Annotated in this window: 11 protein-coding genes and 2 pseudogenes; 5 read left to right on the forward strand and 8 right to left on the reverse strand. The window is 35.8% G+C overall.

Annotation, left to right across the window (positions count from 1 at the left end; all coding sequences use genetic code 11):
• Positions 1–233 precede the first annotated feature (233 nt).
• Positions 234–350 (reverse strand): annotated as a pseudogene (locus NBC122_RS14730) (hypothetical protein); the annotation flags it as partial.
• A gap of 7 nt (positions 351–357) precedes the next feature.
• Positions 358–730, reverse strand: a pseudogene (locus NBC122_RS09455) (heavy metal translocating P-type ATPase); the annotation flags it as partial.
• 118 nt (positions 731–848) lie between these two features.
• On the opposite strand from NBC122_RS09455, the gene NBC122_RS14575 reads away from it, so the two are divergent.
• The gene (locus tag NBC122_RS14575; protein WP_246012489.1) at positions 849–1,073 is read left to right on the forward strand and encodes a DUF4372 domain-containing protein; all 225 of its coding nucleotides are present in this window, start codon (positions 849–851) and stop codon (positions 1,071–1,073) included.
• A gap of 494 nt (positions 1,074–1,567) precedes the next feature.
• On the opposite strand, the gene NBC122_RS09465 is transcribed toward NBC122_RS14575, so the two are convergent.
• From NBC122_RS09465 to NBC122_RS09475, 3 genes are all read right to left on the reverse strand, one after another.
• Positions 1,568–2,233, reverse strand: coding sequence for a response regulator (locus NBC122_RS09465; RefSeq protein WP_133440140.1), 666 nt, complete (start codon positions 2,231–2,233; stop codon positions 1,568–1,570).
• A gap of 11 nt (positions 2,234–2,244) precedes the next feature.
• A complete protein-coding gene (locus NBC122_RS09470) occupies positions 2,245–3,906 on the reverse strand; it encodes a tetratricopeptide repeat-containing sensor histidine kinase (RefSeq protein ID WP_165983207.1) in 1,662 nt (553 codons plus the stop codon).
• Positions 3,907–3,990: 84 nt separating this feature from the next.
• A complete protein-coding gene (locus tag NBC122_RS09475; protein WP_133440142.1) occupies positions 3,991–4,203 on the reverse strand; it encodes a hypothetical protein in 213 nt (70 codons plus the stop codon).
• A gap of 438 nt (positions 4,204–4,641) precedes the next feature.
• On the opposite strand from NBC122_RS09475, the gene NBC122_RS09480 reads away from it, so the two are divergent.
• Positions 4,642–5,430, forward strand: coding sequence for a hypothetical protein (locus tag NBC122_RS09480; protein WP_133440143.1), 789 nt, complete (start codon positions 4,642–4,644; stop codon positions 5,428–5,430).
• A 396-nt stretch (positions 5,431–5,826) separates the two neighbouring features.
• On the opposite strand, the gene NBC122_RS09485 is transcribed toward NBC122_RS09480, so the two are convergent.
• From NBC122_RS09485 to NBC122_RS09495, 3 genes are all read right to left on the reverse strand, one after another.
• Positions 5,827–6,342 (reverse strand): hypothetical protein, encoded by a 516-nt coding sequence (locus NBC122_RS09485; protein ID WP_133440144.1) that lies wholly within the window; start codon positions 6,340–6,342, stop codon positions 5,827–5,829.
• Between the two features lie 401 nt (positions 6,343–6,743).
• Positions 6,744–7,202 carry a nuclear transport factor 2 family protein gene (locus NBC122_RS09490; RefSeq protein ID WP_221343570.1) on the reverse strand — a complete coding sequence of 153 codons (459 nt, stop codon included), beginning with the start codon at positions 7,200–7,202 and terminating at the stop codon, positions 6,744–6,746.
• A gap of 784 nt (positions 7,203–7,986) precedes the next feature.
• Complete coding sequence (locus tag NBC122_RS09495) at positions 7,987–8,466, reverse strand: hypothetical protein (RefSeq protein WP_133440145.1); 480 nt, start codon at positions 8,464–8,466, stop codon at positions 7,987–7,989.
• 711 nt (positions 8,467–9,177) lie between these two features.
• Here NBC122_RS09495 and NBC122_RS09500 point away from each other — a divergent pair.
• The 3 genes from NBC122_RS09500 to NBC122_RS09510 all read left to right on the forward strand — a co-directional run bounded on the left by NBC122_RS09500 (position 9,178) and on the right by NBC122_RS09510 (position 12,078).
• A complete protein-coding gene (locus NBC122_RS09500; RefSeq protein ID WP_133440146.1) occupies positions 9,178–10,224 on the forward strand; it encodes an IS110 family RNA-guided transposase in 1,047 nt (348 codons plus the stop codon).
• Between the two features lie 263 nt (positions 10,225–10,487).
• Positions 10,488–11,081, forward strand: a complete 594-nt coding sequence (locus NBC122_RS09505) for a DUF6088 family protein (protein WP_246012313.1) — start codon at positions 10,488–10,490, stop codon at positions 11,079–11,081.
• Complete coding sequence (locus NBC122_RS09510) at positions 11,074–12,078, forward strand: nucleotidyl transferase AbiEii/AbiGii toxin family protein (RefSeq protein WP_133440148.1); 1,005 nt, start codon at positions 11,074–11,076, stop codon at positions 12,076–12,078. Before NBC122_RS09505 ends, NBC122_RS09510 begins: the two co-directional genes overlap by 8 nt.
• Positions 12,079–12,148 lie beyond the last annotated feature (70 nt).

Raw genomic sequence — 12,148 nt, forward strand, 5'->3', positions numbered from 1 at the left:
TCTTTTGGTACCGTTTTAACCTTTGGGAGAACTTTTTTTTTAAATTCCGTTTTAGCCTTTGCTTTTGCAGGGGTAGGCGTCTGGTTTTGAACAGAAGTTTTTTTCACCGCTGCATCTTTTTTTGGAGCAGGTGCCACTTGTGGCTTCTTCACCACCGATACCGGTTTTGCTGCCGTTTTTTTCTCAGTAATGGTTTTTTTTACCAGCGTCATGCCGCAAATGGGGCAGTTACCGGGTGCTGATTTCACGACCTGCGGGTGCATCGGGCAAGTGTAAACAGTTTTGGTACTCTGGGAATACGTGGTTATGGACAGTGTCATCAACAGAAAGAGCGACAGTAGGGATTTCATTTTGTAGTTATTTAATTTTTAATAAACTTGTGTTCAGTGGTGCTACGATGGTACCGGCACTCATCAGCACGGCGCCCATCGCTGGACTCAGCAAAAATGAGGGATATAGAATACCGGCCGCTAACCGAATTGTCAGGACGCTGTAACCCACTGCCCATGCGAGGTTTTGGGTAATTTTTGCGGTAGTTTTTCTTTTCCAAGTCAATCATTTTTGCAACGGCACCCGGGTCACTGTTCACCGGAATAATGTCTGTAGTTTCAGCGGCAACATCTGTTCCGAAACCTACCGCAATACCCACCTCAGTCTGCGCTAAATCCTGTGCATCGTTTACTCCGTCTCCTGTCATCGCAACGATTTCTCCTTTGTTCCGGAATTCTTTTTAAAAATTCCCAAAAATCCATGGATCGTCATCATGGAATCCCCGCCGTTTTTTCAATTACAAATTCTGGGTGTTGTGTATATATACTTTGTTTAAAATCAACAGCGTCCACAACGTTGTGAATAAAGGTGAAAAAAGAGGGTCAGGTTTAGTATCTCGAGGGATCTTTGAGTTTGCCCAACAGAACCTCTCCCTCTCATGGCAAATAACCTTGTTTTCGCAAATCATTGAAAGATTAGACCGTTCTAAATTCAATAAAATTGTAAAATACAGAGAAACCGGTCAACACAATAAAGGTTTTAACAGTTGGAATCACGGTGGATCAATTTGGTTGCTGAGTTAAAGTCACAGATTACAAATCTTCAAAACCGGGATATTTATCGTTGAGCTATTTGCCTCTATTTGATGCAAAAATAAAACTGATCGACTGCTTCAAGTAGTTTTAAATGATACTATTTATCACAGGGGTGTTTGAAAACTGTATTGATTTAATACCATCAATTACTATCTTTGATACTATCAAATGATAATATTACGAATGAATTCGAGTTTACGAGATTGCACCCGACCGTATTATAAAAATAGTAAATAACGGATGAAACCACCTTATACCATCACTGAAAATATTTTAGCGTTAATTGCCTCTATTTCAGAAAAGATGGGAGATTAACGGAATATCAATTCAGATAGTGTCTTATTGCTACAATTATTTTAGCCCATCTTTTTCATCAAAATTATTTTAAGAGATTTTCGATAAAGAATATTGAAAATATCCGTAAAAAAGCCACTTTCTATGAAAAATTGAAAGTGGCTGTGATTTGATGTACCCATTCTGTTTTAAATTACCCCTAAATCTTTACAGAATGCAATCAGCTGTTCATTATTATTAATTTTCAATTCCTCTTTTAGAATACTCAGTCTTTTTTCAACACTGCTAAGACTGTTAGGTTTGATATCATTAGTCACGAGATAGGTAGGGATGTTCTTCTGTATAACCCCTTTGGAAAGAAGTGAGACCAAAGTAATGTCATAGGAAGTAAATTCATAGCTGTTTAGTTTTTTTACTTCATGTTTTATGTCCAGGGCAAGATAATTTTTACCGGCAAATACTGCATCGATTGCCTTTTTAAGTTCTTTAGCATCGTTTCTGGCTTTTCGCACATAACCGTTAATGCCATTCTCTTTGAATAAACCATCAATAATCCCTGATTTCTGTTCTGCAGAAAAGACAATTATTTTAATGGAGGGAAGAACCGCACGAATTGCGCTGACCATTTCTTTACCGTCTTTTAATTTCTGTTCCCTATGATCGGTGTCAAAATGGAGATCTGTAATCACAAGATCGTAGGGTGAATGGTCCCTGATGCTTTTCCCGACCTTGGCCATGGCATCATCACAATAGTGTACGTAGTCTACTGTAGGGATATTCAGATCATGAAGTGTTCTCTGTAAGGAAAGGTTTTGGATTTCGTGATCTTCGGCGATTAAAACTTTTTTAAACATAGCATTTTTATTTATAAGCCAGAAAAGGAGAAATCTATTTTTAATCCTTTTTCTGTTTCAGTGTCAAAAATAATCACTCCCTGCAGATTTACAATACGGGATTCCACATTCCGCATTCCATTTTTAAAAATAGTTTCTTTTTTTATTCCTATTCCTGTATCTCTGTAGGCTACCGTAATCCTGTCTTCCATTCTTTCAAATCGTAACGTTACCCGATCTGCATGACTGTGTTTTTTCATGTTAACGAGCAGTTCTCTCAATATTTGATAGACTTCCCCTTTTTTGATGTGACTGACCCCTTCCCAAATCGATGGGTCATTTCCTGCAATAACTGTCTGTACGTTGTGGGTATTAAAATACCCTATTAATTTTCTGATTTTTTCACTGAAAATTTCCGGGCTGTCGTGTACCTCAATACCTTCATACGATATATTCCGGGATCTATCGTAGACGTATTCCAAATCATCAAGGGTTTCATCTCTGCTGATCTCCAGATTGTTTTCTAATTTGGTCATCAGCTGATAAATCCCGTTGGCCACCACGTCATGCACTTTTTTCGAGTATTTTAACTCCGTTTTTTTTACTTCCAGGTCTTTTTCCTGCTGCAGTCTTTTCCTTCTTTTCTTAGAAGACATTATCACACTTATCATTGTAATTATCAGTACTGCCGCGATCATCGCCAGATACATCAGTTTCTTTTGAGATTCCAGTTTTTCAACTTTCAGAATACTGTTTTCGGCTTTGCTTTTTTCTACCCCATACCGGATCAGAGCAAATTGATTTTTGGCTTTGCTGCTTTTTAATTGAATTTCGGCACTAAGGGTATTGTACGTCTGAAAATTGTCAAGGTAATTATTTTTATCCAAAATAATGATTCTCTTAATGGCCTCCAGAACATCCGGAGTACTATTGGCTTCTACCGCCGCCTGTTTCATTTGTTTTGCAAACTGTAAGGAGACTGCAGGATCTTTATCGGCATAGTAATCACACAGATTGATATAGCTTGAATTTAAACCATGTCTGTTACCGTCTTTCAGTCTGATTTTTAAGGCCTTATGGTAATAGGGTACAGGATTAAAAGTGTTGTCACTAAAATGTTTTGCATAAGCCCAATTGTTTAAAGCTCTTGCATAATTGATGCTGTCTTTAACCTGAAGTGCAACTTCCAAATTCCGAAGGGCATTTTTAAAGTCCCCTCTCATTATTAATACATCCCCAATATTATTATAATACACATATTTATTTTCGGGATGGGTGACAAATTTTAAAGCCAGTTTATAAAAATTCTCAGCATGATCAAAGTTTTTAAGTTTAGTTGATGCAATGGCAAGATTATTATAATTTGCCGCTAAAAAGCTTTTAGAAATACTGTCATTTTTATCAACCAACAGCGTGTCGGCTTCCAGTGAGGTTTCAATACTTCCAAAATAATCTCCGTTGTCACACTGTATTATTGCCATATTGATAGAAGCCTGTGCGGCTTTTACAGAATCGTTATTCAGTAAATATTCATCTTTTGCTATGCTGTAATAATAAAATGCAGAATCGGAAAGCTTCTCCCCTCTAAATAAATTAGCTTTGTCGTGATTCTTACTGTTGACTGCAGGATTTTTATTTACAGGATCCTGTTTTTTACAGGAATAGAAAGTAAAAAAGATTAGAATTAATATCATTCTGAACATATTCAATTTTTCATGCAAAATAATGAAAAAAGGCAGATATCCGGTATCTGCCTCTTCATAAATGTGTTATTATGGTTATGGAGTAGGTGGAGTCTGTCCTGTATTCCCGCCAATTGGTCCATGAGGCCCACCAGTACCATCGCCACCGTCGGTTTCTGTTCCCGGGTCAAGGCCTTCTGTATGAGTGCTGGTTTGGATTCCTACATTGTTTGAATTTTTGTAATAAGTAGTGTTTCCATTATGGTTTCCCCATGCTAATCCCAATAGCATTAATAAGAATTGTATCATCGTTTTAAAATTTAAAAATTGACATTGATGTTCTTCCCCGCAAAACTGATTGCAGGCGGTGTTACATGTTTTTAAAAAAGAAGCGCTTCTTAAATTTTGGGAAGTGAACCCTTTGAAAACAGAAGAGAAAGCACCGCTTCCCAACCCAGAGATTTATCCTCCGTTTTCTCAGGTATTCAGAAATCAGTTGGTTTGTTGTTTAGTTTCTCACTGATTTCTATGGCAAAGTAACGTCGGGCAAGGGCCAAAAACACTGACAGATTTCTGACAGCGGCTGACATCATTCTGACATTGATGGTGATTTGGTTTTTTTGGTTATTAAAAAAAGATCAATGGCCTGCGATAAGAACCTCCAGTATATTATCAGGCGTTTTAACGGGATCCCGTAGCGTTATGTTAAAAAAAATCGCTTTTTTTGTAATAATTTAATAATCAGTCATGTTTACGAAAAAACAATTGGTGGAAGAGGTTTTTGATAAGGCTAAAAGGGAATCAGGAAAGAGTACGAAAAACGGTTTATCTGAATATCTTGTGATAACGTTGGAAGAAAAAGTGAGTCTCAGCATCTCGGAGCGAACGCTTATTCGTTATTATGATACCTATGTCATCAACAGTACAAAAAAAAATGAAATAGAAATTGACTCCAATACTTTGGATAAGCTTAGTCAGTATTTAAGCTACCGCTGTTTTGAGCACTTTGTTAATCCAAATGAGTTTGTTCTTGATGGGGTAGAAGCCGCGAATGTCCATCGTCCGATCGGGGTTTACCAGGACTTGACAAAAGTGGTAGAAGGAGGGTTGCACATCAACATCCATAATATGATAAGACTCCCCGATTTTATCAAAAATAATAAAGGAATGAGTTTAGGGATGATGGGTGTACTCATCGCAAGTGGTTCTTTTGCTCATTTTAACGGCTCTTTTCAGAAGAAGGATCATATGTACTGGAATGGAGTGGAGTACAGGTTGACTGCGGCGCAAGACCGTAATCCGAAGCATGCAGTTATTCCGCTGGATACGGTACAGTTTAAATATTTTAAGAAGATTACCCGTCCGGACACCTTAGATCTCGACAATGGATTGAATAAGGTTTGGTACTCTAAATATCGGAATAAGGTCGAATTCTTTACGATGGATGGGACGAATCCGGATAATCATAAGGAACTCAAACCCGTATCTGAAGGGATTTTGGAGAAATATGCAGGAAAAAAAACCACTGAAAAGTGAATTAAATAAAAAAAGATACCGAATTAAGAAATTAATTTCAAGCTGTCAGGTTCTATTTTTTTATAGGGTAGATACGCTCTAGTTGATCCGCTACAAAATCCCCAAAAAGAATCCAGTTACTATTCTTATGTAAAAAGGTGTTGCTCCATCTTCTAGGAAGATCATTTCATGAATCAAATTAGGAAAAGAAAGCATGTTGTTTTCACCGCTATGCATAATCACTTAAATAAAACTTTATCAGTGTTCCACAAAAAAAATCCCAACTCCCGTCAGGATTTTGTTACCTATAAATAACCGCCTTTCCTTTATTCATAATGGAAATCAGGAACTGTTCGGTTTCCTGTCTTGCAGACAAAACGACCTGAGGCCCAGCCGAACAGAGCGCCAAGTGATACATTAATTCTTTGAACAATTGTTATAAGATTCAATAACTCTTTCTATATTTTCAGTTGGATATTTTTCTTTATTATTCCAATCTTCCAGTACCGTCGGACAATCTGAAATTAGTTTTGAAATGGTATTTCTATTGGAGGTATTACTGCGTAATTTTATAATTTTATTATCTTTTACCAGTACGTTTGCCAGTACTATTGATTTTGTATAAAAATCCCAGTCATCAATATGATACAAGCTCAATTTTCCTTTAATTCTTTCCACATAGAATTGATTTTTATTATTCAAAAGAGAAACATATTTGACTGGTGCACCAACAAAAACTGAAAATAATTTAATTTCGTGTGGCTTATATTTCTTCTTTTGCCCATTTTCTAAAACGATTAGTCTTTCATACGAATGTTTTAGAATGTCACACTTTATTGTATCGTTATTATTTGTTACATAATATTCCCCAAATTTTTGTGAAAAAATGAAACAAGAACAAAATATAAAAAGAATAGGAAAAAAAGATTTCATTGGTTGGTTTTTATTAATAACATTTCAGCGAGTGGCAGTCTGTGAAAAAAAATTCCGTTTATTATTTTCAAAAATAGCTATATATTTTAATAAAAGAAGCGAAAACATTATATTTAATGATGTAAAATAGGGATGGAAGCATGAAAAGTTAAATGTTTTTTTAGTTTTCTGTAAAAGGCTTTAATCACAAAAAAAGCAGTCTTTCTAAAAAAACAGCTTTGATGATCTCTATTTTAAAAATGACAACTCGATAGACTGCCAAAATGCTGTTGAAAGGCCGCCGAAGGTTCCGTTCAACAGGCTTTCATTCTTTGCCTTTCCGGCCCAAACGTCCCAACACGTAAAAGAATGAGGTACAGCTCATGTTCAGTCATTAGCGGTTCGGGCTTGGTATGATGTATCTATTGTTCTTCTTCGTCAAAATTATCAAAATAGGAAAAATCTTTTGTTATCAGTCCGTTTTCAATGGTGAAAATAACGCAAATAGGTAATTCAAATTTCACATTGTCCGTTCCCGTTCCAGTGGATACGAATTCTACAATGATATGTTGGTCCCCCGAAGGATAAGTTTGAATAACCTCATCATGAAGGTCTGGGAAAACTTTATGGAGCTCTGCATATTTGTCTGCAATTTGTTGTCTTGTTTGTTTTACAATTCCCTGTCCCAGTGACGGATCTTTAAAATCGGCAGTTTCAGCATACATATCAGCCATTTTTATCCATTCGTGATTGTTGAAATGTTCAAAATATTGCTGAACCAATTTTTCATTTGTTGAGGTCTCCATCGTTTTTTCTTTTGTTTGATTGTTACAGCCGATTAGTATAAAAGTCAGCATCAATAAGGATAATATTGTTCTCATAGCATAATTGATTAGTTTTCTGCAATTTAGATCATTTTCTGATCACTTTTTGGCTAACGTAAAAAATACGGGTTTTATCCATTCGTAATTGTTTCCAAATGGTCCGTAGACCATTCAAATATATACATTTGTTTTTAATTGTTTCCTCCGGAACATATTCTAAAACGACAGGCATGGAGATTAAAAATAAAAACCAAACAAAGATTGAGCATGAGCGATGAAGTTTGATACAGGTTTTTATTATCAGCTTAAAAATTCTGCTGAGCACCCGTTTTCTTTTGTCTGGGAATTTGAAACTCAGGAGACCGGTAAAAAACAGGTTTGCACCCCTTAGAATCGGGGACTGCGGTATCTGCCTCCTGAACTCTACTTGAAAATTCAGGATTATCAGGGAGCATCAAGGTATTTCAATTGATTTCATAAAAATTTTCCGGAGGAGTCGGGTTATCCTGTTTTTCTGTTGGAGTGCGCAATCACTCTTTTTAAAATGGGAAATATTAAAAATGCTGAAGATCAAATTTTGAAAACGTATTCTTCAAATGCCTATATCATTCTGCTTTTTTAGAGATTGAGAATAATGACCTTTCTATTTCTGAAATTTCTAACTGGGAAACTCCTATTATTGCTGAGAATTTGGTTTATTCGAAAAATGATCCGGAGCTTTTGGATTTTGCTGACTGGCTTTCAGACTTTATAAAAGAAGGAAGATTTGATAATGGTGCCTTATGATGATCAGTTGTTATTTCATTCAATAGTTACCACATCAAGACTCTTTGCTTGCTGATTACATTAATGATTCTCTGGAATTTCTGAATTTTTCAGCTAAAAGGGAAAGTTTAATCTCGATCTGCCTTTTTCTTTGGTTGCTGCCTTTAAAATTAGCTTTAATGCTTTTTATTTTCTCAAGCAGCGTTACTGTTTCGTCAAATAACGCTGCATATTTACTGCCTGATGAAAATTCCATAATTTTGATGTTATTTTCTGCGATGCAAATGATCTTTAGCAGGATTTCTTTTTTTTCTTTTTCCTGTACCAGTTTTAGTGCCTTTCTTTCTGCTTTCAATCTCTTTGCAGTCTCATATTCCTCCAGTATTTTCTCTGTTTTCGGGCTGATATATGCTTCTCCCATTTTTGAAGTCAGATGCCAGCCGCAACATACGTTACAGAAATAACTTCTTATAGGAGCATAGCCGTTTACAGATTCAATTTCTTCATTATTGAATCTCATAAATGTCTGTGCTTTTACTTCTGTTTCGAAGAGCATTTTTTGCCGTCCGCAGTCATAACAAAACACCTTGTTTTTAAAAGGTTTCATCAGAAAATCTTTTATAGCTGTTAATCAGTGAGTTGAAGTTACAAATTTACAAATATTACGATACCCGAATTTTTTATTTTTTTTGATTGAGGTTTCCACGGTATTGATTGTTGTCAGCGGAAATGATAAGAAGTCATCGTTCGAATTTTGCAGTTATTTTGTACCACACGATTTTTAAATCCTATCGATATCGATGAAGTATTCAGCGTCGTATGCTTCTTCATGTTTACTGGAAGGCTACTTTAATCATAACGAATCAGGGATTCACTAATGCAGGGTCATTTTGAAAAAAGAAGAAAGTAATTGAAAGAGAAGGTGAAACGACTGGTTATTGAAATGTTAATAGAGAAGAGATAGGGTTAATTAAACCCCAATTCCCATCCATATTGCTGATATAAAAACTTCGAAAGGAGAGGACACTTCGGAGAGCAGGGATGTCCTCACTCATATCTTTGTATAAATATTAAATAAACAGGCAAGGATGAAACTTGTTCTCCTGACAGATACGTTTTACGATATCGCTCCGAAGGAAAAACATCCTTGCTTTAACCACTAGAGCTTCAATTAGTACTTAAACACTTTCTATATTTAAGATTGATGTTGTATAAAATATGAGTGAAGGCAAAAACTGGTTATCGTTTATTTACAAAACAAATTATTATGCTAAAATATTCCGTCGGGCTTGATATTTCAAGCAAAAAAATCGACTGCTGTTTCAGCAGTATCGACATGGGTCAAAAAGTGACAGTTCAATCTACTGTTACAGTTTGCAACAATCCCACAGGGTTTAATTTATTGGCAGACTGGATTGCCAAAAACCATAGGCAGAAAGATATTGCCTTGGTGATTTGCATGGAAGCGACAGGGGTTTATTATGAGTCATGCGCACTTTTCCTTTTTGAAAAAGGCTGCAAAGTCTCGGTTATTCTTCCAAATAAGGCGAAGAAGTATCTGCAGGCACTTGGGCTTAAGTCGAAAAATGATTCCATTGATGCAAAAGGTTTGGCACAAATGGGAGCAGAGCAAAACCTTAAGCTATGGGAACCAATGGGCAAATATTTTTATGAACTTAGACAGTTTACCCGTCAATATCAGAATATCCAGAAGCAGATCACGGTTTATAGGAACCAACTTCATTCATTAAAAAATTCCATGTATATCAACAAAGCTATTGTGAAACAGCTTGAGCAGGTCATCAAACTTTTCACAAAGCAGCTGAAAGAACTGGAAGAACAAATCAAAAATCATTTGGAATCCAATCCTGAAGTAATGCAGAAAACAGAGAATATCTGTAAGATAAAAGGAGTGGGAATTCTTTCCCTGGCTACCGTGTTGGCGGAAACCAACGGATTTTCTTTATTTGAAAGTTCCCGGCAGCTTGTATCTTTTGCAGGTTATGATGTGGTAGAAAACCAGTCAGGAAAAAGGGTTGGAAAAACCAAAATATCCAAAAAAGGAAATTCTCGTATCAGGCGAATTTTGTTTATGCCTGCATTTACGGTTGTAAGGTGCAAGGAAGCTCCCTTTCTAAATTTATATACCCGTACATTTTCAAATCACGGAATAAAGATGAAAAGTTATGTCGCAGTGCAGAAAAAATTACTTGTGATCATTTATTCGCTATACAAAAACAATCAGCCTTATGATCCCAAAAGACAAAATATCCAAGAAAAGGAGCAGGTGCTTGCCTCTCTGCTTGCCTCGTAGAGGCAAAAAAATAGCCTCATTAACCTGAGGCTATACAAGGTAAACATCCAGGGAAATATCACAGTTTGCTTCCTCTCTGCATTTGCAAAATTATATAAAAAAACTTAAAGAAATATTTGTATTTTCAGATAGTACCTTCGGAGTGCTGGAATATAACAATATGCTCTATTTTTTTAAATAAAACAATTCAGCACTTTAAATCTACGGGTTTTCTTATTTCGTCCCAAATTTTCATTATATTTGGGACTATTATGAGGCCAAAAGTGGAACAATATATTTCAGATCAAATAGATACCCTAGAAAATGGGGCGATTTTTTTTGTGGATGATTTTTTAGATTTTGGAAATTCAGAAAGTGTGAAAAAAGCATTGCTCAGGCTTGAAGAAAAACAAAAAATTAAAAGACTATCTCACGGTATTTATTATAAGCCAAAAGTCAGTAAAATTATTGGAGAACTCATTCCTTCGATAGAAGATATTGCAAACGCTATTGCAAGAAGAGATCACGCCAGAATTATCCCTACTGGTGCTTTTGCAGAAAACATATTGGGATTAACTACCCAAGTTCCTATGAAGTTTACATTTCTTACGGACGGAGCTGCCAGAATGATTAAAGTTGGCAACCGAACGATCAATTTCAAATCTACCGTTCCTAAAAACCTAGCTACAAAAGGGAAAATTTCTACTTTGGTTATTCAAGCTTTGAAACAAATAAAAAAAGACCATGTAGATGAGATTATTTTGAATAAAATTTCTGAACAATTGAAAAATGAAGACCAAAATAATATTCTTCATGATGCTAAACTTGCTCCAGCGTGGATCAGAGAAATCCTTTTAAAATCACTCCATAATGAATAATTGGTTTACATTAACAGGAGAGGAACAATTCGAAATAATCAATGAGACTTCTGCTCAACTTGGCTTTTCCGAAGTGGTTATCGAAAAAGATTGGTGGGTTTGTATGGTTTTACGAGCCGTATTTCAATCGAAATATGAAAAACACATCGTTTTTAAGGGAGGGACCTCATTAAGCAAGGCGTATGCTGTTATTGAAAGGTTTTCCGAAGATGTTGATTTAATTGTTGATTATCATTTTCTCGGTTTTGATGATTTTAAATCGAAATCGCAGATCAAAAAACTTCGCAAAGCTTCCGGGCATTTTGTTATTGGCGACTTCCGAGTGGAATTAATTGATCAACTTAAAAGATTAGGGATTCCGGAAGAAATGTTCAGCATAGAATTCGACTCCAGAATTGATGATACCAGCGACCCAAATACTTTGGAATTATCATATCAATCAGTTGTTCCAAGTGAAACCCACATTCGAAAGAAAGTGATTATTGAGATGGGTGCAAGAGCTTTATCAGAGCCCTCTGAGAAAAGAAAAATAAGTTCGTACATCGATCAGTGTTTTAAAGACGATGATTTTGTTTTTCCTGAATTTGATGTTGAAGTTACCATTCCAACCAAAACATTTCTGGAAAAAGTTTTTCTTCTGCATGAAGAATTTTCAAAACCGATCGAAAAAATTCGACACCATAAATTGAGCCGTCATTTGTATGATTTAGATCGGCTCATGAATTCTGAATACGGTGAAAAAGCAATTGCCGACAAAGATTTTTTCAAGAAAATTGCCGAATTTAGAGAACTGATGAATAATGGGAGAGGGATTTCTTTTGAACATCATAAAAGGGATCGACTCAACATCATTCCTCCTGTGGAAGTGATTGATCTTTGGGAAGCAGATTATAGACAAATGCAGGAAAATATGATTGTAGGTGATAGTTTACCTTTTAATGAACTTATTGAAAAAATGCAGATTATTCAGCAAAAATTTAAAAGCAATTCAAATTGACTCGTCATAAAATAACGAAACAGATTCACAACTTGCATGAGAGTCTTCAACAAGGCTGTTAATTGAGGTA

Source organism: Chryseobacterium salivictor (assembly GCF_004359195.1).
GTDB classification, from domain to species: domain Bacteria; phylum Bacteroidota; class Bacteroidia; order Flavobacteriales; family Weeksellaceae; genus Kaistella; species Kaistella salivictor.